Origin of the sequence: Neobacillus kokaensis, from assembly GCF_014656545.1 — a bacterium.
Taxonomy (GTDB): domain Bacteria; phylum Bacillota; class Bacilli; order Bacillales; family Cytobacillaceae; genus Neobacillus; species Neobacillus kokaensis.
In genome coordinates this window covers 53,762-78,345 of sequence record NZ_BNDS01000009.1, presented here as the reverse complement: position 1 = coordinate 78,345, position 24,584 = coordinate 53,762, and the positions used below count along the sequence as shown (strand labels likewise).

At 38.9% G+C, this 24,584-nt stretch carries 19 protein-coding genes; 6 read left to right on the top strand and 13 right to left on the bottom strand.

The features are described from left to right. Positions 1-74: 74 nt before the first annotated feature. The 11 genes from IE222_RS12160 to IE222_RS12110 form a co-directional block, all read right to left on the bottom strand. The gene (locus IE222_RS12160) at positions 75-4,538 is read right to left on the bottom strand and encodes a coiled-coil domain-containing protein (RefSeq protein ID WP_191273131.1); all 4,464 of its coding nucleotides are present in this window, start codon (positions 4,536-4,538) and stop codon (positions 75-77) included. Beyond that, complete coding sequence (locus IE222_RS12155; protein ID WP_191273129.1) at positions 4,516-5,262, bottom strand: DUF6063 family protein; 747 nt, start codon at positions 5,260-5,262, stop codon at positions 4,516-4,518. Before IE222_RS12155 ends, IE222_RS12160 begins: the two co-directional genes overlap by 23 nt. Then, the gene (locus IE222_RS12150) at positions 5,263-6,774 is read right to left on the bottom strand and encodes a hypothetical protein (RefSeq protein ID WP_223282673.1); all 1,512 of its coding nucleotides are present in this window, start codon (positions 6,772-6,774) and stop codon (positions 5,263-5,265) included. Continuing rightward, positions 6,765-7,838: a Wadjet anti-phage system protein JetD domain-containing protein gene (locus IE222_RS12145; RefSeq protein WP_191273125.1), complete on the bottom strand. Its 1,074-nt coding sequence runs from the start codon at positions 7,836-7,838 to the stop codon at positions 6,765-6,767. Before IE222_RS12145 ends, IE222_RS12150 begins: the two co-directional genes overlap by 10 nt. Positions 7,839-8,069: 231 nt before the next feature. Then, complete coding sequence (locus IE222_RS12140) at positions 8,070-8,270, bottom strand: cold-shock protein (RefSeq protein WP_191273123.1); 201 nt, start codon at positions 8,268-8,270, stop codon at positions 8,070-8,072. 628 nt (positions 8,271-8,898) lie between these two features. After that, entirely contained in the window at positions 8,899-9,444 is a 546-nt protein-coding gene (locus IE222_RS12135) for a hypothetical protein (protein ID WP_223282672.1), read from the bottom strand. A gap of 318 nt (positions 9,445-9,762) precedes the next feature. Then, complete coding sequence (locus IE222_RS12130; protein WP_191273118.1) at positions 9,763-10,821, bottom strand: alpha/beta fold hydrolase; 1,059 nt, start codon at positions 10,819-10,821, stop codon at positions 9,763-9,765. 73 nt (positions 10,822-10,894) lie between these two features. Next, entirely contained in the window at positions 10,895-11,347 is a 453-nt protein-coding gene (locus tag IE222_RS12125; RefSeq protein WP_191273117.1) for a hypothetical protein, read from the bottom strand. Positions 11,348-11,388: 41 nt separating this feature from the next. Further along, a complete protein-coding gene (locus IE222_RS12120) occupies positions 11,389-12,159 on the bottom strand; it encodes an SDR family oxidoreductase (RefSeq protein WP_191273115.1) in 771 nt (256 codons plus the stop codon). A gap of 358 nt (positions 12,160-12,517) precedes the next feature. Beyond that, a complete protein-coding gene (locus IE222_RS12115) occupies positions 12,518-13,912 on the bottom strand; it encodes a cytochrome P450 (protein WP_223282671.1) in 1,395 nt (464 codons plus the stop codon). 186 nt (positions 13,913-14,098) lie between these two features. Next, positions 14,099-14,806, bottom strand: coding sequence for a DNA alkylation repair protein (locus IE222_RS12110; protein WP_191273113.1), 708 nt, complete (start codon positions 14,804-14,806; stop codon positions 14,099-14,101). Between the two features lie 164 nt (positions 14,807-14,970). Between IE222_RS12110 and IE222_RS12105 the strand changes: the two genes are divergently transcribed. Then, the gene (locus IE222_RS12105; protein ID WP_191273111.1) at positions 14,971-15,150 is read left to right on the top strand and encodes an H-type small acid-soluble spore protein; all 180 of its coding nucleotides are present in this window, start codon (positions 14,971-14,973) and stop codon (positions 15,148-15,150) included. A gap of 125 nt (positions 15,151-15,275) precedes the next feature. Here the strand turns inward: IE222_RS12105 and IE222_RS12100 are convergent, their stop codons facing one another. Continuing rightward, positions 15,276-15,554, bottom strand: coding sequence for a hypothetical protein (locus IE222_RS12100; RefSeq protein ID WP_191273109.1), 279 nt, complete (start codon positions 15,552-15,554; stop codon positions 15,276-15,278). A gap of 384 nt (positions 15,555-15,938) precedes the next feature. Then, a complete protein-coding gene (gene helD / locus IE222_RS12095; RefSeq protein WP_191273107.1) occupies positions 15,939-18,248 on the bottom strand; it encodes an RNA polymerase recycling motor HelD in 2,310 nt (769 codons plus the stop codon). A 243-nt stretch (positions 18,249-18,491) separates the two neighbouring features. On the opposite strand from helD, the gene IE222_RS12090 reads away from it, so the two are divergent. The 5 genes from IE222_RS12090 to solA all read left to right on the top strand — a co-directional run bounded on the left by IE222_RS12090 (position 18,492) and on the right by solA (position 24,567). After that, positions 18,492-18,644 carry a lmo0937 family membrane protein gene (locus IE222_RS12090; protein WP_191273105.1) on the top strand — a complete coding sequence of 51 codons (153 nt, stop codon included), beginning with the start codon at positions 18,492-18,494 and terminating at the stop codon, positions 18,642-18,644. A gap of 418 nt (positions 18,645-19,062) precedes the next feature. Then, positions 19,063-20,259 (top strand): CdaR family transcriptional regulator, encoded by a 1,197-nt coding sequence (locus IE222_RS12085; RefSeq protein WP_191273103.1) that lies wholly within the window; start codon positions 19,063-19,065, stop codon positions 20,257-20,259. A 249-nt stretch (positions 20,260-20,508) separates the two neighbouring features. Next, positions 20,509-21,954: a sodium:solute symporter family protein gene (locus tag IE222_RS12080; RefSeq protein ID WP_191273101.1), complete on the top strand. Its 1,446-nt coding sequence runs from the start codon at positions 20,509-20,511 to the stop codon at positions 21,952-21,954. Positions 21,955-22,135: 181 nt separating this feature from the next. After that, positions 22,136-23,410, top strand: coding sequence for an NAD(P)/FAD-dependent oxidoreductase (locus IE222_RS12075; protein ID WP_191273099.1), 1,275 nt, complete (start codon positions 22,136-22,138; stop codon positions 23,408-23,410). After that, positions 23,407-24,567, top strand: a complete 1,161-nt coding sequence (gene solA, locus IE222_RS12070) for an N-methyl-L-tryptophan oxidase (RefSeq protein ID WP_191273097.1) — start codon at positions 23,407-23,409, stop codon at positions 24,565-24,567. The genes IE222_RS12075 and solA overlap by 4 nt, the downstream gene beginning before the upstream one ends. Positions 24,568-24,584: the final 17 nt, after the last annotated feature.

The window sequence follows — 24,584 nt, the reverse complement described above, 5'->3', positions numbered from 1 at the left end:
TCTTATACAAAAACTTGCTCTATGTATTTCGTTCCATAAAGCAAGTTTATCAAAAAATTAAAGATAAGTTTATCCTATTGTGTAACTTCTTCCCCCTGATAAATCCGGAATGCCGGAACAATGGTATCAGAAACGATTTCTTTTCCTTTTTCACGAATAAAGTCCAATTTATAGTAGGCGTCGAATCGTTGGCTGATTTCCGTTTTCACCAGTTCAGGCGGTGTAACGACGATGAATTGAAATTTCAATTTCTCAGCGACAGCGAAGATTGGGTCAAGAACATGGGCTGAGGCAGCTTGTCCAAATGGATTATCACAGATTAAAGGCACCCAGCTTTGATCGGTTTCGCTTTTCACTGACAATAACATCATCATTACGACCATACGTGCGGAAAGCTTTTGTCCGCCGCTTCCATCCGATTTCGTCTTAGAACCTTGATTAATCGTCTGCCAGGTCGAATAGTGTTCTCTTTTAGGCTTGCCATACATAAAGGCGTTATCCGTGCGCATATTATAGACAAGCAGCTCAGGGTATCGATTTCTGAGCGATACAAATAAAATTTGCTCATCACTTATGAGCTGTTTGATTTCTTGGTCTAATGATAGATTGTTGTTATCAATCACATCAAACTGTTCCGTAATTTTGTTAATCGCCGCGACAAAATGCTGCTTTAATAATGGCTCGATTTCTTCTGCCCTTTTTGGCAGGATGTCCTCTCTGAGCTGAACAAGTGGAAACGTTCCTCGTTCATTTTTCAGCTTCATTTTCGCAATCATCGAACGAATCGACTCTGAAATACTCATCACCTTCATGCTGGCCCGGCTTGCCCAGAAGTTTTGCGCCTTTTCCGCCCTTTCTTTGTCACGTTCTAACTGCTCCAATCCGCTTTGGGAAAAACGCTTCATATTTTTAACGATGGTTTGAACATGGGAATAATGCCTAGTGTCCATATGGTCAAGTGTGGTTAACACTTCATTTTTAAACCGAATCTCCCAATCTTTCCCTTCAATCGCAAGCTTTAAATTACGCAAGGATTGTTCAATTTTCGCATGCTTCTCTTGACCTTCGTCCTGAATCGCTTGATGTTCTTCACACCAGGACAAGATGCAGGTTTTTCCTTGATTCTTGATTTTTTCGACATCCTGATCAGTGAATACGGCAGCTTCCTCCTTAAGGATCACGGATAAGGTTAACAAATCCCCTTCATAGCCTGTAATACTGGCTTCTGTTTCCTTCAGTAGTTTTTCCGCCTTCTTTACTTCATCCTTTGCGATTTTCGTTTGGTCATTAATTTCAACAGCCTTTACTTCTAAGTCAAGGTCTTCCCATTTTTCAGGCTGTTTTTCATGCTTCGCGACCTTCTTTCCTAACTTGTCACACTGCTTTTTCGCATGCTTTAAAGAGGTTTCCGCTACCGTAACAGCCGTGCCTTGTTCCCGTTCTTCTTTTTCCGCAGTTTTTGCTTCCTTCTGTGCGGTTTGCAGCATATTTTCCAAGATACTAATTGGTTCACCCGGTTCAGGAACTTCCTTCCAATCCTTATTATGAGCGGTCAGTTTTTTCTCTAATTTTTTTTGCTGCTTTTGTTCGGATTCTTTTTTCGTTTGAATCACTAATAATTCACTTGCTTGCTCTTCTTTTGATTTTTGCAGCTGCTTTAACTCATTCGTACTCCCATAAATCTCTTCTAAAAGATGTGGCGAAAGTCGTGGAACTTCTTCACTTAGGTCTGCCTTTTCTTCTGGCGGAAACGCAGCTTCCTCTATAAAGACAGCAATTTCCTTGATCGTTTGTTCGATGGTTAGCTTCCATTCAAAATAGGTTTGGTTCCATTTGCCTTGCAATTCAACAATCGTTTCATGCTCATTACTTATTTCCTGCTGCCTGATGGTTAATGCTTCCTTTTGCTTTTCTTTCTCGAGCTTCTCTTGTTTATTTACTTGATAAACTGTTTTTTCTTCGTCAAATTTAGCTAGTGTTTCTACATCCGCAGCAAGCTCTTTACGTTTTCGTTTTGTTTTTTCCAGCTGTTCTTGTAACTGTAGCTGTAATTCCTTCTCTTTTTCCTCTTGCATGATGACTTCTTGCAGTTTTGCTTTTTCAGATAGAAGAGCATTTTGTTCCTGAATGTGCATTCTTTCGAGATCAATGGAAAGCTCACTTGATAGGAATCGGTCGATTTCTTTTAAGATACGCCGTAATGACGCCTCTGTTTTCTCCATTTCTTCAAGCGCTTCTTGCTTATCTTCTATTTGTTTTGCAATATTCATTTTCCAGCTGGTGAATTGATTTTTATCTGCTAATAATGCTTTTTCGGTTCCGTTAATGATGACAAAGGAAGCTTTATCCCTTTCTTGATTCATTTCCTCGCGCTGGAAGATCGGTACAGGACTATGAAACAATCTTCCGGAAAGGACCTGCTGATTAATTTTATCCCATTGCTGGCGGCTGACGACTAAACCGTAAGGAAGGAGCGGGTAGGTTAAAAGGTATTTTGCCAGATCCTCAGGACTCAAGGATTGCAGGAATTGGGTTCCATAAAATACATCAATCCCGGTTTTCTCATCAATCCATTCCTTTAACTCTTTCACATCCTTATTGGCCACCCAGAAAGGCTCATCATTTAAGGAATGGTCCAGCTGTGTTTCCCAAAGCTCTTTTTTGATCTGTTCTCCTTGCTGCTTATTCTGGCTCAGCAGTTCCTCTATCTGAAGTGCATACTTTGATAAAAGGGCGTGGCTTAACGGCACAGTGACCCCATCTAATAAACCATGAAGCTTTTCAACTAGTTTGGCTTCTTTTTGCGATTGTGCTTCTATTGCTCGCTTTAACTCATCACATTTTGCTTCTAAAAATGTAATCGATTGAGCAAAAGTACCGTGTGATGCAGCTAGCTGCTTTTGCTTTTCCGTAGATACATGATCTTTTTCATGAAGCACTTCTAACTGTGCTTTTTTGGATTCCATTTGTTTCGTTAGGCTTTCGATGTAACCTTTTAAATCATAGGTGATGCGGTCGCCAAACTCGATTTTAAGCGCTTCTTCACTAGACTCGAAGTGATGGATTTGCGTATAGAGTCGATTAATTTCGGCATTAAGCTGAGCAATCTCCTTTGTTTTTTGTTTATCCTGCTGTGACAGTTCATTTTCTTTTTTCTTTAGGAACTTTTGGTAGCCAGCATACTGCGTCATGGCCTCTTGTATCGATTGGTAAGAAGCCTGCCACTCTGCTAAGGCTTCTTTTTTGACTTCTTCCATTCTTTGATTAACCTGTATTAAGCCGCTATTTTGTTCCAATTTCGCAATTTGCTGGGAAAGCGAGAGAATAGTTTGTTCGTACTCATACCACTCTTTTAGGATCGTCTGGAAGGAAAGCTCTTCTTTTCGGTCCTGTTTTTCCTTTACATGTTCTTGTAAAGAGTTATGCTTTTTCCGTTCTTCTGCTAATTTCTTCTCCCAATCTAGTACTTCCCTATGCGCTTTAGCAAACTCCAAGTTATCTTTTTGGAACCGGAAATCAGCTTGTTTTATCGTTAGTTTTTCAATGTCTTTTTCTAAGGTTATGAGCATTTCTTCTTCTGTTTTTTTCAAATGCTCTAATGCACCAAGCAGCTGCCGGCCAACCATTATGCTATCTTCTATGATTTCTTTATGTTCAATCCCTTTTGCCAGGTGCTCTTCAAAAGGGAGAATATCCTCTAAAAACTCCCTATGTGCTTGCTCTCGTTTTAAAAGCACAGGCAGGTCCTTCGCAATACTTGCCTGACTCTTAAAAATTTCTACAAGATCGTTCTTTTGTTGTTCTGTTCGATGCAGGACCTGACTAACCGTTGGAATAATTCGTTTTTGGAACAGTGAATGGTCATCTTCCGCTCCCTCAAAGTATTTTCCGACACCGCCTTCATCCTTATTAATATCCTTCAAGATATCCCAGTCTTTACGGTTAATTCCGTATGTATCTAAAATGCGATAATGCTTTTTCGTGTCCCGGTAAACATCATATCCATTCCATTTTAAATAGTCTTTTAAGGCTTCGGTGTCGGCCACTTCCTCGTTTTCATACAGCGGGATATGCTCAAGGGCCGCCTCTTCTTTCCGTTCAAACTCTCTAGTATAAAACGTAAAAACAGGGAGAATTTTTGCTTCCTGTTCGAGCGTCCTGCTTTCATTTCCGCCTTCCTCATTAATAGCGAGCCGCTGCTCAGCTGAGAACATTCCCCCTGTGACGAGATGACGGTGGTCCGCACCATCTAATTCCCACTGAATGACCACATGAAAGGTATAAGGGATAAATTGTTCCTTGTTATTAAAGAAGAATTGCTGATAATACCGATTATTTTGTTTTCCCCACGCCGTTCCAGGTTTGAGAATTTGGAAGATGGTCTGAAGGAATACTCCTTTCCCGCCGCCGTTCATCATCGAAATGAGACCGTTTGTTGAGGTTTCCTCATTATGAAAGTTAAACGTAGTATTTTTATATTGCTTTTGCATGCCATCATACTTCAGGCCAACAATTCTAATTCGATGAATCTTCGGCATGCCCATCCTCCTCTAAAGTCATTAATTGTTTCAATAATTCATAGCGATCATAATCGTGATACAGATATTCAATCCGTTCAAACAGCTCTTGCTTTGGGATCACCTTTGGGATATCATCGCGATCCAGAATGACAACTAACCGTTCTGCTTCCAATAAGCGCATGGCACTGGCAATTAACCCGATTCTTGTTCGTCGATTCGCCTTTTTGGCGCCATAATCTTCCGTTTCTACTTCCATGTACTTCCACGTAGTGACAACTTCCTTCATATCGATGCGTTCTTCTTCACCGAAGTTCGGCTTTGTTTTTAGAATGCTCTCCCAATTTACAATCAGATCATTTACTTGCCGCTCCAATGTATAATAACTAATCCCTTCCCGCTGCGAGCGGATTTTGGCTGCCTGGTTGCGATCGATGCTTGCTAAAAAGGACATGATGACAATGCTGATAAGATGAAAATGTCTTTTCGTCTCGATTTGCTTATGCTTTTCCTTCATATGGGTGAAATTGGTTGCAAAGACGGAGCCAGTCGGCTGGACAACCAACTGAATGCGTTTAGGCGATTCAATGATATAGGTGCCTGACTCGTCTGCTAGTAAAAGAACAGTCTGTCTTACCTCCGGATCAAAGTACGTCTGAAAGTGTTCACTATATTCATCGATGACTTTATCTTTTAATAGAGTAAAATAAACAGCTGCTGCCCTCTTGGTTGTTTCTGCACTCATTTATTTCGCCTCCTGAATACATAGTTTAAAAGGTGTTATTTTCGTACGCTGCCACAGGATTGGCTCCGCCCGATGATCAAACAACGTAAAGATTTTCATACCTTCTAACACTTGAAATTGCGGGTATTCGTTCAGTAGTTTATATAGAAGAATTTCTCTTTCATCGCTTAAGGTTTCTTCCTTCCGATGCAGCACCTGAACCTTAAGCGGCTTCCTATCAAACATCATCCATAGATCGATGGTTTCCGATTCTTCCAGCCATAGATCCTGCACTTCTAATGGAAAGGTGGAAAGTTCAGCTAATGAAAACTCTCCCGATGCTTGTAAATGTTGAAAAACATAGCTCCAGGCCTTACATACTGAATCCCAGTTCGTCACGCGTATTCGAGTTAGCTCTTCTTCGGCCTCCTCCTCGACAACCGTATTGGCAACTTGTTTCTCATCGAATTCCTGTTCACCCCAAATCCATTCAAGAGGCAGTATGAATTCATTCTTCGGTGAAAACAAAGGAGACAAGACCGTTTCGATTTCTGTAAACGACCGAACGCCTTCCTTCATAAACATATTTTCATAGAAATGCTCACGGAATGAAACCAAGCTATTTTCCCAAAATAAGGATGGGTTTTCAGCTTTTAATTTCAGCTCATAGGAAATGTTTTGAATAACGAGCTTCGCAAAACGATCATGCAATTGTCTAGTATGACCAACCTTTTCTTGAAGAAGATGCAATTCTTTTTGTATATCATCATCTTCTTCATTTCTTCGCTTCGTTTTTTCAATCATGCTCGTAATGGTACGGAAATGCGTTTTTTCCTCTTCAAATTGTTTTTCAATTTCAGCACGGTTGTCTGCTCTTTGCATTTCTTCTTCCATTAATAAGATTTTTGGATTGTTGGTCATTTCCTTTTGAAAGGAGAATTCTTTTGCCATTAAGCGGTTGACGCGTGAAATGAGGTGATCGAGGTTTCGAGTCGCTTTACGGAAATTTCCGTTTTTAATCAGCTGCATACTGTAGAGTTGTTCGATGGTGATGGAGAATTCCTCCGCCATTTCCCTGCTCATAAAAATCATTTCCTGAGAAACTTCAGTTAGTTTATACACAATGGAGCCGCCCATCTCTAAATTCGTGTATAACTCGTCCATTGTGACATAGCGGAACACCTGAGTCTCCCATGCCTGCCTAATCTCATCGTAATATAACGCTTCAAACGGCTGGCTGTACTCTTCTTTTCCTGAATATAACAGTCCGCTTGTGATTCGCTCAATTTGCTTCTCGTCTGCGAGAAGCTTCATTTGTTTAATTGCATCCTCCACTATATACTTAATATCTGACTTTTTTCTTCCATCATCATCATTTAATTCTCGGTAAAAGATACTAAGGAGCACTTGCATAAGAATACTTTGAACATAAGGCTTCAGCTCCCCTACATCCATCCCCCTGCCAAGCTCGAACAATGGATTTAATCGCTGCATTCTTCCTGCGAATCCTTCCCATGATTCGTTCACATCCATCGCCTCCATGTCTCGATTGTCAGGACTTCCTGAGGAATCCGTTTATTTTCCTTCCATAACCCCATGAGCAATGCTTGCTCCTCCTCTGTAAACCATTGAAAGAAGGCATCACGAAGCACGAGATTTTGTGTTTGACCTTGTTTTTGTTCATTTTTTTGATCATGACACTCCAGCATTTTGCGATAAATTTTTAAGGCAGGCTGAATGCAACAGTCAGGATATTTCTCTATCAGCCGGATTAGGATTCCGTACCCTGCTGCATCCAAATCGCCTGCGTAGTAAAAAAGATAATCGTCCGGTGGAAACATGCGAAAGAAAAACGAAAAGCTTCGTTCTATTTTCGTGCCTTCCCCATAAATAAGTAAATCAGGCTCATAATCAAGCGTCCCTGCTTCTAGTAATTGAATCGAAGTATGGAAGAATGATAGATTTTCTACGATAAGGACCCGCTTGATCTCATGGATGGCTTTTCCTTGTTTCAGCCAAAACACAAATGGCTCACCGTAGTTCACCATTTTCAGCTGCTCTTCTGTGGTGCCAATTCTTGTTAAAAAGCCTTTGCCATTAGGAAACTGTTCGCCATCCAGCAGAAATTTTTCATGGCCGAATAGCTCCAGGCTTCTTTCTTCAACGGACACCCATTCCCGCTCCTGACTTCTTTGTAAAAAGGAATAGACATTCTGGAGTCGATTCCATTCCTCTTTCGTTTGCCATTCAGGATGCCGTTCATAATAGGAAAAATCAAACTGATCACTTAATTTCATCATCTCAAGACGATCCCATTTGGCTGCTTTAGCTTTGATATTTACCCAGTAATAGAGGGAAAGTCCTGGTGTTTTCCCGTTGTATTGATTATTTTGGATAGGAATCAGCTGCCCTTCACCTTGTAAGGTTTGAATAGCGTTAAAAAATAGCGAATACCCATCCATTTCAAAATAATCATCCATCAATTTGCGTAATTGAAGTTCTAAATCATTTATATTGAGTTTCTTTTTTTGACTAGGGTGTTGGATATCGGAAATAAACCCTCTCACCCGTGCTTCAATGATATCGATTGTGGTCACCTGCTTACATCTTCTAAACTCATAGGAATAAACTCCTTCTATTATAAACTAGTTCCACGTTTGCTAGTAAATGATTTTCTTTAACTTTTGGTGTCAGGCATGCTCTGAAAGATATTATTTCATGATATTCATCATATAAGCTGTTTGAACGCAGTCTTACGTTTTGTTTTAGAAAAGTAAAGACAGACTCTAAAATGGAATAAGAGTCTGTCTTTATTCGTTCAATACTAATTATGCTTTATGAACGTTTGTAGCTTGGGGTCCACGTTGGCCTTGCTCTATGTCAAAGGTAACCTCTTGACCTTCTTCAAGTGATTTATACCCTTCGCCTTGGATCGCTGAGAAATGGACGAATACATCGTCTCCACCTTCACGTTCAATGAATCCGAACCCTTTTTCGCTGTTAAACCATTTTACTTTACCTTTTTCCACTTTCTTTGCCTCCTATTGTGTAAAAATGAACACAATTATTGATGGATTGTAACACCACCAAGATTTTTTAAATATCTTGGTATGGTCATATTATTCCCTTGATGATTGAGAGTTTATTCAGTTTATTAGTTAATACAAACCTTTAATGCGGTTTTATGTCTTTGACTTCACTCCTTGGAAGCTAATACATTATTTATAGATGAATAAAAATAAGAGGAGTAGTCAAACTTATATGATATGTATGCATTGAATTGACGATAAACATAGTTAAAAACTAACTTGGGATACTCGAAAGGTTGAATGATTATAAACCCAATTTACTGTGTTTTGTTTAGTAACCAATTAAGATGAAATAGACAATAAATTGGAGAAAAATAGAAGTGGCTTAATAGTAGGACTTTTCCTGTGTGAAGCGGCCGTCCGAAAATAGGGTCAGTCTCCCAGTGTACTAAATTTTTCATGCACTGGACTGACCCCTATTGAGGAAGAACGACATAAACTGGTACATGCTTGTACGGTTAGCTTTTTAGGGAATAATAACTTTGAGGTGAATTAAAAAAATTCCATTAAGCTCTTTTTTTCAGTATCACATTTATGACTTTTACCACCATAATTAAGATAAAAAGAATTAGTTTAAATGATCAGCCCTTTTGTATAACGGTGTTGTTGTAAATAGGCCATAATCAATTACAACCATTTGATTGTCGTCTGTTAAAGCTATATTTGCAAGCCTTAAATCTACTGGAATAATCCCGTTCAGTAAAAATAGTAGTGACAGCCTGCTCAGCTTCTCAAGGTTTTCTATATTGATAGAAGCCTTCCGCTCCATCTTCTTCATGACAATCCAACCATCTCCCTTTGCCAATACCGGACAGAGATAGTTTCGGATTTTCGGATTGGAAATGTTATATAGGTTATGTTCTTGAGTGTTGCATATCAATCCTATTTCCGAGAAAGCAATTTTTAAAACATACCCGCTTCCAAGATCATAGACCATTCTGTTAAAACCATGTCCGATAATATTATAGGGAAGATTAAGCGTCCTTTGAGCCAGTTTTCTTTTGTCACTTGGAAGACGGAGGGGGTTTTCTTTCATTTTTGATATCCACCCATCAATCGCATCAATGTCATTAATCGTTAAAAAAGAGTTTTCTTTTTCATTAGGAAATGGCATATTTCTCATCATCCCCTTCTTTAATAAATTGTTTACTTTTTACTTAGGGCATGTTTGAAAAATCCATTTATCAGTATTAGAGATTTTCCAAAGGATTAAATTTTCAAATGCTCAAAGTGTATAAGGAAAGTTATGACTATTGGTGGAGTCGAAGGGGCTTTCCGCCGTAAACGGATATAATTGCTGCTCAAAAATGTTCCTAAATACGTATCTAGCAAACCCGTGCCATGAGTCGTAATCGTAATCTTCGTGATAAGGCAAATTAAAGAGCAAAATCACGGTTGGATTCCCCCTATCTTTTATTCTGTTATTCGGTAATTAAATAGGAACGGACCTTTCATGAAGCCAGTTTTTCAAATACTTTGGAACTCCATCATTTAATAAAGTGCCAACATGTCCTCCCTCTACTGATATATATGTTTTATCTTCACTAGAGACAAAATCCATTACAGGATAGGTAAGATTCTCAGGTACGAGCCTGTCGTTTTTTGAAGAAATTACAAGTAAATTTGCATAGATTTTATGAAGGTCTGCAAATTTTCCATTAATATAAATTCCGCCGCGGATTAGCTTATTTCCTATTACCATGTCATTAATAACTTGTTTTAATGCTGCACTAGGAAATGGAATATGATTGTTAGTCCAATGATTAAAACGATGCCAATGATCAACGTAATCTTTATCATATGATCTATTTAACAATGATAAATAGTGACTAAAGTAAATCGGCGAAGTTATGGCTCGGACACCAGCCTGAATAACAGGACCAGGAACTAAACCAATAGTGTCCAAAGGGTCATCAAAGTTTAGCTGCCCATTTTTTGCAGCATCAAACCATTTTTCGAAAGCAGGAAAAGAGGAGAAATCGATCGGGGCAACTGTTAGGATTAAATTCTTAATTGGTTCCTCTGCAATGGCAGCATACATCGCAGCCAATGTGCCGCCAAGACAATAGCCTATTAATGTTACCTCTTTGGCTTTAGAGTGATGAAGGGCTTTTTGAACTCCTTTTTGAATATATTTAGTAATATAATCATTGATTGTTAAATCTTTATCCTCATACCCTGGGACACCAAAATCTATCAAATAAACATCAAAGCCTTCCTCAACAAAATTTTGTATAGTACTTGAACCTGGTCCTAAATCAAGTATAAAAGGCTGATTTACCAAAGAGTAGATAAGAACTAATGGTATTTTGTACTTTTTTTGTTTAGCTGGATAAAACCATACTATTGCTTTATTTTTTTTCCAAATTGCTTGTCTTGGAGTAAGGTTTGACTCTGGTGGTAAAGAATGAAAAACATTTTCAAAGCCCTTCCAGCGTTTTTTTTCTAGCTCCAAGTAGTCTTTTTGCTTTTTCTTCTTCTTTTTTGACATTTTTCATCTTATCCTTTTTGTGAATTGTTTTAGTTACATTTGAAATCATCCATGACCTTTCCATCAAAGGTGATTAATGAAATGTTTTTCGTGAAGAACCGGACCATTTTATATGTGGAGCTCCAATTGGGATTTCATCGTTAACATTGTCTATTCTCAAACTGTTTCGAATGGTATTGGCCAGTTCGTTCATACGCTCATCCAGCTTATCAACCTTTTCTTCTGTTTGGATCGCCACCTTGGCCACATTGGCGATATCATTTTTGGTAGGAAGGAGTAATATATTAGAAAATACTTCAATATATTTTTGAAGGGATTTGATATTATTTGTAATAAAATCAGAATGTTGATTTGCGAATTTTACGAGATCGTCTCTATCCAATAAGTCTTGAATGTGTTGATTGAGCTGTTGTTCTACAGCAAGGCCTGATTTTTTTAAATCTGTATAAATGGCAGCTAATTGTTCCTTCCTCTGTTTCTTTTTCTCTTTCTTGTTCTTTTTCGTTCCCTTGAATTTATCTTTCATAATCTTTTTTCCCCCATTCAGTGATAATGATCATTATTTGGTTAAACTAAGGCACTAATCCCTCCGTCGACTATGAGGATATGTCCGGTAATATAATCAGAAGCCTTAGAGGTTAAGAGTAAAATTGGCCCCGCTAAATCCGTGTCACTGCCGACCCTTCCAGCTGGGATATTGGCATGTAGTGGATGATTGCTTTTTTCTAGTATACCCTTGGTAATTTTGGTCGGGAAGAATCCTGGTGCAATTGCGTTTACTTGGATATTATGTTTAGCTAGCTTGACTGCCAAATCCTTTGTAAAGGTAATGAGCGCACCTTTACTAGTATTATAGGCAATCGTATCCATGATCTCCGGATTAACACCACCTAATCCGAGTACGGATGCTATATTCACTATCTTTCCGCTTCCCTGAGGAACCATTACTTTTGCTGCGGCTTGACTAAATAGAAAAGGGCCTTTGGTATTTACATCCAAGACATGTTCCCATTTTTCTTCCGGCAGATCCATAAATGGTGCAAACCATGAAGCTCCGCTATTATTTATGAGGATATCTATTGTTCCAAAAGTGTTAACCGTCTCATCAATTACTTTTTGAATGTCGTTCACTTTTGTTACATCACATTTAATGGCCAAACACTTAACGCCATATTCGTTCAATTCTTTACAGACTTCTTGGCAGGCCTCCACCTTTCGCGAGCATAGCACAAGATTAGCGCCGGCTTTTGCAAGGGCAATCGCCATCTGTTTCCCTAGACCCCTGCCCCCACCTGTGATAATAGCTGTTTTCCCATTTAAATTAAATATATCTTCCAACTGCCCCTCTCCCCTCTACTTGTTCAAGGATTCTATATATTATAGACAAGCATAAACTCAATGTGCATAATCTAAGAATTTCATCCATGCCCTTTTTGAATTATCAATAATGGAGGAGGATTCACCAGATTTTATATTCAGGGTAAATTGAATAACACAGTCATCGGCCATTCATGGAGCGAAAAAAGGACAGTACCTTGAACTGCCCCCCAATTGTTAGAGCAAACTATCAATTGGAGGTGCAGTTTTTGTATGGCTAAATAGTCATTTGAGCTAAAATTTGTGGCGTATTATTCTTATAAATAGAAAAGAATCTATTCGATCAGAGGATAAGCGTTTCAATGTAAGCAAAACACACTTAGAAACTTGGATTGGAATCAGTTCGGTCATGTTTATTTCTTTCTTCCAAGTTCATCCTTAATCCTCCTCTTGGCCTAAGAGTGATAGATGGAAAAGGTATCACCGGACGATGGTCCTTGGCGAGATTTAACTTGAACCGCTGGGAAATAGTAGCGAGGATGAGTACAGCTTCCATGAAAGCAAAGTGATTGCCGATACAGACCCTTGGCCCTCCCCCAAATGGAAAGTAAGCGTAAGCGGGAATCGTTTTTAAAAAGTTGTTTTCGAATCTTTCGGGACGAAAAGACTCTGGATCAGGAAAATACTCAGGTTTGTGGTGCATCACATATTGTGACACCATGATTGTGTCTCCTTTTTTAAATCGGTAATCTCCTATTTCAACATCCTTCTCTACTTGACGCCCTGTAACATAGGCGGGCGGATAGATCCTCATGGACTCCCAAATAATATTTTGAGTATATGGTAAGTTCATAAAGTCTTCCGGGACTGGTTGACGATTTCCAATTACGTTATCAATCTCATCAAAGAGTTTCTTTTGCGCTTCTGGATACTGGGATAGTAAGTAAAATGTCCAGGATAACGCATTTGCTGTGGTTTCATGGCCGGCGAGAAAAATGGTCATAACTTCATCGCGTACTTGAGTATCTGTCATGCCGATGCCATGGTCGTCATCACGCGCGGCCATTAAGATTCCCAGCATATCCTCGTGCCTTTCCGTATCCTTTCTTCTATTTTCAATAACGCTATACAGTACTTTATTAAGCTTGTCTAGTGCGTCCTTATATTCAAGGTTCGTTTTAGTTGGAATCCATAAAGGTAAATTAAACAACGTCCTCATTCTCTTTACAGCCACTCTCATAGCCGTTTCAATCGGCTTGCCAAGAATGCTATATCCTTCCTTGAAATCCAAACTGAACATCGTTTTTGAGATGATTCCTAAAGTAATACTCATCATATCCTGTGTGAGAATGCGTTCTTCCCCGTCATCCCATTTGGAGACAAAGTCAGTCGTTATATCAATCATATCCTGACCATAGTTAATAATATGCGACCGTTTAAATGCAGGCTGAATCAGCCTTCTCTGACGCATATGGGTCTCTTTCTCACTTGTCAACAGACCTTCTCCAATAATCGGCTTTAGTGCATGGAAATCCTTTGATTTAACGAAACACCTTGATTTTGTGACTAAGACCTGCTTAATCCATTCGGGATTTGAAATCAGGTACACATTTTGGAAAGGCCCGAAACGAATTTTTACTACTTCGCCATAGCTCGAAGCCTTTTTCAAAAAAAGGATGGGGTCTTCCCGGAATTCCTTTAAATGTCCGTTAAGCAGCTTCCCCCCGGGGACAATAGGAACTTTTCCTTTATTTGATAAATCTGCATCATTCAACTAGGTGCACTCCTTCCATACTTAATCATTACGTTTAAGCATTTTATGCACATTGCATCAAAAGGCTTGTACTTCAGCTAAAAATATTGAGGTTTAAGAGGACTCACTCCGAAACAAATAAAAAACGCCTAATCCCTTTCGAATCAAGGGGTTATAGGCGTTTTCACATCGAGAGCAAGGCTACTTTTAACATCTTACATACTTGCGTTTAAAACCAATCCTTTCTTTATCGACATCTTTTTGAATACTTTCGTATGCATTTAGGAAACCGCTTTTTTTCTTGTCCCGTTTGATTTCTACTGGACCTACTGCCTTTGCTGTCTCAACTGCCTTTTCATGCAGCGGCAAATAGGAAACCCCGACGGTGTAAAGAAAATTATTCATGGCGGATTTCGTTCGTTCTGGCGATTCGTGAATCGTGTTTTTCACCATATCAAGCATATCGGAAATCTTGCTTTCCGAAAATTCAACGTCCTTTCGGTTCCCTAAAAGCCAACAGTAGCAGCTCCAGCCCGCCGACATTCTCAGCTCTTCACCGCTCGCGATCCATTTATCAGCTACTTCTTGAGCAATATCTGCTTCCGCTAACGTTACTGCTACCACATAATCGGACAGCATATAAAAATAGGCCGAATCCATCCAGCGATCAAAATCCGACGCCGTCATGGCTATTGGGTCAGCAATAATGCCGGCAAAGTACATGGCATCGTAGTTCCCTGTTGCATAAAGCTCCTCCGCTAAAGGTTGATTTATTTTTATTTTCTTTGCTAATGGCTTCATTGCACCTGTTGCCACGCCAAAAAGCGGCTCATGCGCACCATTGGATATGTACATTTTTTTGGTTCGTTCCTTGCCAAGGGCTTCAAGCTCCTGCATAACCATTTCTACGTTCATCGTTTGTTAACACTTCCTTCTTTTGGAATTTTCCCTTACTATTTTGCTTATCGTATACCATCTCATTATCTTATAATAAACAGCCATTTGTCAGGGTAAATAAATCGGAGCATGCACTTGTACTGTTAGTTTTTTGGGGAATACTAACTTTGAGGTGACTGATCATGAAGATAAATCGGGTAAAAGAAATTCTTGCTTCAAAGGAAGAGATTTCTGTTCACTATCATGGAGTACCAGTTTGGATTGAAAACGTTGATGATGCTTCCGGGAAGGCATTCGTTTCACAACGGGGAAACCATGACGAAAGGAGACTTGTTGCTATTGAAGGACTGAAAGAAGAGTAACCAGTGGATTTATATAGGGAAGTAAAAATTAAGTGTTTTGAAACCATAAAAGCTCGCTTATAAGCGAGCCGCTTTATTTTAACTCCCCAACCTTTTAGGAATGCATTCATACTAAAAAGGAAGCTTCAGGACTTGCCTAATTTCCCCTCTTGGAATTGGTTATAGTTTCTCATTTCTTTGATGGTCTCTTCAATTTCTCTAATATAAAGATTAAATATTTGACTATTCCCTGAATCATTGAAATTTTGTTGATCTATAGAATTTAGTAACGCAATAACCGCTTTAAACTTTAAATCATCAAAAAATGGAATGTGGCTTTCCCCGTAAATTTCACCTTTTACTTCAAGATCCCCTTTTTCGTTTTCGAACTTAAAATTAACCTTCTGGGTATGATTCATATCCAAATATGATTGCTCCTTTTTAAATTAATGCACATTGTTTTCCTATAAATAAATACTTTTAAATAAAATATCCAAAATAATGGATTTAAATCCCTGCTGGTATCATTATAATATTTTCCAATTAGCTAGAAAATTATAAGAGCAGTGATGAAAATGCCCCACTGCTCTTTCTCGTTATTTCATTTTTATGCTCAGATTTGATAATCTAATAGATTTAGTTTCGCTAAAATTTGTATTATAAAGTAGTACATTTCACTACTGTAATCAGTAGGAATTTACGATGAAATTCAACCTACGAAAAACGCTGAACTCCAATTATGGGTTCAGCGTTGTCGTTTCAAGGTTTTACTTCAATGGCGCCCTGTTTTTTTTAGTAATCCCCTTTGGCTATTTAGCCTCGAAATGTAACGAATCCGCTCTATTTAACAAAAAGTCACCGGTTTTTTCCCCATATAAATACAATCGGTGCATCGGCCGAGTCATCGATACGTATAACAATTTAATGTCCAGGTCCACTTGTGAGTATGGTTCTTCCAAACATACGAGCATTACAGCATCAAACTCTAAGCCTTTGGATAAATGTGAAGGCAAAATTACGATATGACCCTTCTTCATCTCTTGTTTTTCTTCTAATAACTGTATCGGAAGATGACTATTTCCCAAGAGCTGTTGAAGTCTCTGACATTCTCTGTCGGTTCGACCAATAATCGCAATAGAGTGCAGCTCCTCATCTTTAAGTGAGGATATATCCTGTTCGAGCTGCAGCTTCACCTGTTCGAGATTTGCCGGATCAATCGTCCGATAACTCGGTTTTTGACCATGGCGAATAACAGGCTCAACCTTTGGCATGTCTTGGTCAATCAACCTCAGGATATCGTTCGCTAAATTCATGATTTCGACAGTTGTGCGGTAACTTTTTTGTAAGGTTTTATAAATGGCATTTGGAAAGATCTCCTTCACTACCGGTGTCCAGCTATTCAGGCCGCGATAGGAATGAATTCCTTGGGCTAAATCCCCCACAATGGTAAATAGCTCTGTTTCAAAGCCTTCTTTTAATGCCGCAAATTGGAAATAGCTATAGTCCTGCGCTTCATCAATGAAAACACTGCGCATTTTATATTTTTCATCGATGCCTTCAAGTTTTGCCTTCATATAAAATAGGGGTGCTAAATCCTCAAGCTCGTATGCACCCCGTTCAAAAATCCGCCGACAATATTTACTTAAAATCTGACATTCTTGATCTGTTAGAGTAGTGGAATGCTTTTGGATCTTTTCTGGAGAAGACATGAGTTCCTTGTACAAAATTAAAATATCTTTCATGTCAAACGCTTCCATATATTTTTTTACAGCAACCTTTGACTCCTGTTCAATCCTCTTTTTTCGTTGTTCTTTCTTCTCCATTAAGGTAATCACTTTTTGTTTTCTTTTCTCGGGCTCCCACTTAGTGTTATAAAGGGCTTTATCGAGAGCTTCTTCATATTTATTATTTAGATTCGATAACATCATCGATTTCTTCTTTTTAACATCTTCTTCTAATAAACTTTTTATTTTTCCAAGCCTTTTATAGATTGGTAAGTAGGTATATTCTTTTAAAAATAGGGTTCTGAGCCTTTTCCCCTTTATTAGTACGGAATTTTCAAGGACAAAATCCTCTTTTGGGGAAAGATTACTTTCCAACTCATTTACATATCGATTGATTAATTCCTTGAATTGGAGTGAACCCTTGTAGCTGGAAACCCATTGAAACGTTTTATTTGTGCCATTACCTTCAAGGAGTTTCATCAGTTTGGAATTTGGGGAAAATAATTTTAATTTCTGTCCTAGACAGCCTCTCATAAAATCGATAAAGGTTGTTTGATTGATCTTATTGACCCCGAGTTCTGGCAAAACGGCAGATATATAATCAATAAACAGTCGGTTCGGTGCAAGAATCATTAATTTTTCTGGGGGGAATTGAAACCCAAAGGAATAGAGAAAGTAGGATATTCTGTGGAGTGCGATGGTTGTTTTCCCACTTCCTGCGGCCCCTTGAACGATAATCGGGTGTGTCAGTGATGCTCTGATTACTTCATTTTGTTCATTTTGAATCGTCGCCACGATTTCTGTCAATCGATTATCCGCTTTCCCTGATAAAGATTTCTGCAATAGTTCATCATGGGTCGTCAAATCGATGTCTCTGATTTCTTTTAATAATCCGTCAACGATGTCATATTGTCTCTTTAATGATAAGTAACCAGTTTGCATTTCCCCATAAGCATCATATGACACCTCTCCCAGCCGGCCGTCATAGTAGACATTGGCAATCGGTGACCGCCAATCCACGATAATCGGCTGCTGCGTGACACGGTCAAACAAGGATACTTTGCCTATGTATAAAGTTTCTTCTTTTTTCGTACTATCACTTGTAAAATCTATCCTCGAAAAGTACGGTTTCCCGATTACAGCTTCTAACCGCTTCAATTCCGTTTCGGCTAATTCAAGGAAACTGGCATTCGCAAGGAGATCTGTGTAGCTCGTACTGCTATCCTTAGAATTAAGTTCCGCAAAAGATTGCCTCATATTTTCCACGAAAAATTCTTTATTCCCTTTCGATATGTCTAAAACAGTTTTGATATATTCTTTGGAAAACTCTAGGCGCTCTACTTCTGCTTGATAGTCCTTATGGTTTCGGACAGAATTTTGATCTTTGGAACTCATTCGATTCACTCCTCACCTCTTTAGGCAATTTGGGAAGCATTGGATAATTAAGAATAAACCAAGCTCCAATACTAGTCAAGGTATGTTTGTGACTTAAACTTCCTCTATATGATTATGTAATAATTTCCTTCTTGCATTCTTTCTGATTTAGAAATAAGCAAAATAAAAAAATAATTTTATCTTTATAAAAAGTGGGTATATACACATATATCAAAACTTTTTGTCGAGAAAGAAGGGATTATGTTGATTTGGACAATTATTGGTTTATTACTTTTATTTTGGGTTCTTGGGCTTGTTTTCCATATTGCTGGAGGACTTATTCACCTTTTACTTGTAGTGGCTGTGGTAGTATTCATTATCAAATTATTTACAGGCAGGACGAGTAATAGAGCCTAATCCCATTCTGTCCCCATAGTGGACAACGATGATTTCGCAGATAAGGTGTCAGTGAAAATTTCCGAAGAATGGCGGAAAAGGGTCAGCCCACCAACCAGTAGAAGCTTATACTCAACGGGGGGGCTGACCAACAACTGGCTAGTCTTAAATCAGAATCCATTCTGGCTAATCCGTAACAACTCCTTCAACTGCCTCTATGTTTTTCCTCGGCCTGTCTCCCCCAACAAATTCTAATTTAATCCCTTCATACCTAATCAAGTTATGTTAAGGATCTATTGATTCCCTCCCATTACCTAGATTTGGTGAAAAACACCAGAAAACAAGATCTATCTCCTCGTATTTACAAAAAGGATTCTTGAGTTTTTTAAAGAATTTATTTACTATCTTTGCTTATTCCAAAAATACGGAGGAATGTAACATGATGGAGGACATTGTTCAAAAAATCGCCGAATCTACTAGTGAGATTATTGGGTATGAAGTGATTATAACGGATGAACATTCGATTATTATTGGTGCCAGTGATACCTCTAGACTTGGGGAATTCCATGAAGCATCTGTAAAAATTATCAAAACTGGTAAGCCAAATCCTGATAACGTAAATATAATGAAGCTTCAAGGAACAAAACCCGGGTTCGCCCTCCCAATTGAAATCTCAAATAAAATTATAGGTTCATTTGGAATTGCTGGTGAAAGGGAAAAAGTAAAAACCTTTTGTTACCTTTTAAAAAAACAGATAGAATTAATGATCTACCAGGAAATGTATATGAAATCTATTTTAATAAAAGAGCAGGCCATAAAAAATCTCATTCAGGAAATCAGTGCCTATGATCATCATTTCGTAAATGAATCATATTTGATTACAAGGGGGCTGGAAATAGGCTATAATCTAAAATCCTCGTTCATATCTATTGCCGTTGACCTTTTTCCTCGAGATGTTTCAATTAAAACAACGAAAGAAAGCTCTCCCCTTGACTTCAATATGCAAGCTATTCGATTTGAAATGCATTCCATTATCAAAAAGGCATTTAACCATCAAAATGATTTAATTGCTGAAATGGCACATGATAAATTTTGTATATTCCATACGATTCATCCAGACAAGTCTTCCCATAAAATTTACGAAGATGTAAGGATGAAAAGTTTACAAATCATACAAGAATTTGAAACTAAAGGGTTTTCAACCTTCATTGGCATTGGGGCTCCTGCCAAAAATATGGGTGAACTAAGTCAATCGTACAAGGATTCTTGGCAAGCATTAAAATTAGGAAAACAGATCGAATCCCCTACCCCCATTTATTTCATCCATGAATTAATATTAGAGGATTTGATATCAGGTATACCTCAAAATTTGTCAGAGCGGTACATGTTAAAGACGCTAACCATCTTGAAAAAACAACCCGATTGGCCTGAACTTTCAAAAACAATTGCTGCCTGGTGTGAATCAGGATTTAATCAAAGAAAAGCGGCCAGGATTCTTTTTATCCATAGGAATACTTTACATTACCGATTAAGCAAAATACAGGATTTGAGTGGAATTGATGTCCATCATCATAAATATTCCATTATGTTATATATCGCGGTATTGATGGATAAATGGAAAACGCAAAACAGCTGATTCAGTTTATTCCTGTTCCAATGGCACGAAAATCTCCCTTCATAATAAAGATATTTTGTACTATTTGCACCATGATAAAATAATAAAGCTGTATTAAAATTTAAATAAATATTCAAAATATTATAAAAACCTCCAATAAAAGAGGTTCTAAGGTGGTGGTATTTTTTCATCAATTCCTGCCTAATCTTACAAAGGTTAGGTCTTTCTCTTCACTAATTGCAAGGAAAATGAAAAACTGGGGGAATGTAGATGCAAATAAGTGGACTTGACCTTTCTTTATTAATTCTTTATCTACTAGGCACTTTATGGATTGGTTATTATTCAATGAAAAAAATCTCATCTTTTAGCGATTATTCGGTTGCGGGCCGCTCGATGCCATTTTCATTAATCTTTGCCACGATTGCTGCTACCTTAGTAGGCGGCGGTGCAACAGTTGGCCGTGTAGCGTTTGTTTATGATACGGGTATTGTTGTTTTCCTTGCCCTTTTGGGGGTTGTCATAAGTCAGCTAATCATTGGCTTCTTTTTTGCCCCCCGCATTAGCAAAATGGAAAATGTTTATTCCATCGGGGATATTATGGAATTTTACTTTGGCCGTTCCGGACAAATTATCTCTAGTATACTAGCGTTCTTGTTCATGATTAGTATATTCGGTGTTCAAGTTTTAGCCCTGGGGCGTATTTTGGAACCAGTGCTCGGGCTGCCTTTTATTACGTTAACGATCATTGGAGCCTTGGTGACCATTGTTTATACTTGGGCAGGAGGAATGTTAGCCGTTATTTATACAGACGCCATGCAATTTATCCTGTTGACTGTCAGTATCGCTACTGCCGCCGTTATCGGGGTTGTGAAAATGGGCGGTATGACAGAGATTATTGAAAAAGTAGGAGCTATTGATCCCGGACACTTAGTCTTCTTTGGAGGGCCGTGGACCACTGGTGTGTTTATCGCAACATTCTTAAGTTTTCTTTTAGGAGAAGCACTTGCTCCACATTATATCCAAAGATATGCAGCATCTAAAACAGCTAATATCAGTAAATGGAGCACGGTTTCATTTGCCATCATGTATATTTTTCTTACGATTGTCATTATGATTATCGGGTTAATCGGGTTCGTCAAATTCCCAGGAATTAATGGCGATGTGGTATTTGTCACATATGCACAAAAGTACTTGCCGATTGGCATTATCGGACTGCTTTTCGGAGGATTACTTGCAGCAGTCATGTCAACTGGAAGTTCCATTTTAAATACAGCAGCTGTTATTTTCACGAGGGATATTTACGGTAAATATGTAAATAAGAATGCTCCCGATCAGGTTTTATTGAAATGGACAAAATACGCTACCATATTCGTTGGTATAGGTGGTGTCATTGTTTCTCTATGCCTTCCTAGTGTTATGGGCTTGATGCTTTATGTATTTCAATTATGGGCCCCATCCATCCTTCCGCCAATGGCAATTGCCATCTTATGGGGAGGACCTACAGAACGAAAAGTATCACCATATGCGGGACCTCCTGCTATTATCGCGGGGTTACTTATGACACTTTTATGGCTGAATGTTTTAGGGCAGCCTTTTGGAATTCCGGCCATTGTCATGGGGATTCTCACGAATTTACTAGTCTTTTTCATTACTCATAGCTTGACGAAAAATAAGATTCCTTCCCACCTTGCAGACAATAAATCAATAAAAGGATAAAAAATCTTCTTAAATAAAGGAGGACGTAAGAATGAGCGGATGGGATCTTCTTATATATTTCTCGGCCGGTGTTTGTTATTTTGCCGCAGGTGCAGTGGTCGTCGGTTGGTTTAGACATGGAATGAAAAAATAATCTGCAAGATTTATAGAGTGAATCTTGATCTAATAGGGAGAGAAAAGAATGAAGCAAAAGGTAGTCATAATTGGCGGTGGGATCATTGGGCTTTCGTGTGCCTATTACCTTCGCAAAAATGGTTTAGAGGTAACGGTTCTCGAGAAGAATGATTTCGCCGCTGCCTGCTCAAGCGGGAATCAAGGCTGGGTCTGCCCCGCCTTACATGCACCTGTGCCTGAACCCGGTCTTGTTGCGACTTCAATAAAATGGTTGATGAAAAAAGATAGTCCGTTATATATTAAACCTTCTGCCATGCCTCAAATGACCGGCTGGCTTACCCAGTTTATGAAGTATTGCAATAAAGAGGATTTTAAAGCAGGTGAAAAAGCACTTCTCCATCTTAGTCTCTCTACAATAGCATTATATGATTCCCTGGAGGCTGATGGGCTGGAATTTGAAATGCATCGTGAAGGAATGCTTTTTGTATTCCTTAATGAGGCAGAGCTTAAACATAAGGTTGAAAAGCTTCGGGACAATGAAAAGTTATACGGACATGATACCCCGATTGTGCTATCTGGCGACGAAGTACGCGAACTAGAACCTAACATTTCAGAAAAGGTCGTTGGTGGAATTTTGCTCAAAAAGCAGCGGCATGTCCGCCCTGAATCATTGGCAAAAGCGTTTATGAACAAACTAACTTCATTAGGTGTTCAGCTGCGCTCAAAGACAGAGATTACAGGTATTGAAAGGCAGAATGACAAGATCGTCGCCGTTATGTCTGGACAAGAACGATTTGAGGCTGATAAATTTTTACTCACGGCAGGTGCATGGTCAGGTGATTTAGCAAAACAACTGGGTTATTCCCTGCCTATGCAAGCAGGAAAGGGCTATAGTATTACGATATCCAATCCTAATTTGAAACTTAAACATCCATTGTACTTGGGAGATTCAAGAGCTGGGGTCAGTCCCTTTAATGGAGCGATTAGGATTGGAGGAACCATGGAACTTTCCGGAATTAACACCCATTTAGATAAAAATCGAATACAAGGAATCCGACAATCCGTATCAAAATATCTCACAGAAGAATTACATGGGGATTCTGAAATGGAGTGGACAGGGATGCGGCCGATGACACCAGATGGTCTCCCTGTTCTTGGCAAGGTTCCTCAATGGGATAATGCTTTTGTCGCCACCGGCCATGGCATGGTTGGGATTGCGATGGCTCCGGCAACCGGTAGAATTATGGCAGATCTCATTTGTTCTGGAGAAACTGAATTTGATATTGAATGTTTCTCCCCTAGCCGTTTTCAAAAAGAGCCCAAGGAGCGCTCCTCCGTATGAAGAACCATTACAGCGTAATTGTTGTCGGTGCCGGCTCTGTTGGAATGGCGACTGGATATTATTTGGCTAAGAAAGGAATTGACACGTTACTGATTGATTCCTTTGATCCCCCTCACGGAAGAGGAAGCCACCACGGAGAAACCCGATTAATCCGCCACGCTACTGCGGAAGGCAGCCATTATGTTGAACTTGCCCTGAAGGCACAGGAACTATGGCATCAATTAGAAGGAGAAATTGACAAAACATTATTTATTCCCACCGGTACGCTAATGGTTGGAGAATGTGATTCACCATTTATTGATGAAACAGTAAAGAGTGCTAAGGAGTATTCCCTGCCTTTAGAGACATTACATGCAGCAGAGATTCGTATAAGATGGCCTGGATTTTCAGTGCCCAATCATTATATCGGCTATTTCGAACCCAGTTCTGGTGCCCTTTTAAATGAGCAATGTATCATGGCTTACAGAACATTAGGGTTACACTATAAAGCTCATTTACAACCGAATACGAGAGTTGACAGTATCGATTTTTCTGCTGGCGGTGTCATTGTTAGAACGGCGGAGAATACTTATTATGCTGATCAGGTCGTTATTTGTGCCGGAGCTTGGACAGGTAAAATCCTTTCCTCCCTAGAATTGCCTTTAGAACCTGTACGCAAAACGTTGGGCTGGTTTGAAACAAATGATCCATACTATCACTATCCGAAGTTACCTTGTTTTTATTTTAGTTTAAAAAATGAACGATACTACGGCTTTCCTAATATCAATGGGAGCGGCGTAAAGGTTGGGCGGAATGATTCTGAGAGAACAGTAGACCCAGATTTCATGAAGCAGGATTTCAACCAATATCCTAGTGATGAAGGCGATTTAAGAAGCTTTTTAGAGAGATTTTTACCTGGCGCGGCGGGAAGATTAAAACAAGGGACATCTTGCATGATTACAAAGACTCCTGATATGGATTTTATCATAGACCAGCACCCTGAGTATCCACATGTAAAAATAGCTGCTGGTTTTTCAGGCCATGGTTTTAAATATTGCAGCGTTTTGGGTGAAATATTATCCCAGCTTGTTATAAATGGACGGACTGAATATGATATATCGAAGTTTTCTATTACTAGGAGTGCGTTGGTGAGCAATGCAAACCATTCCCCTAATTAATAAAATCAAAAGGAGTA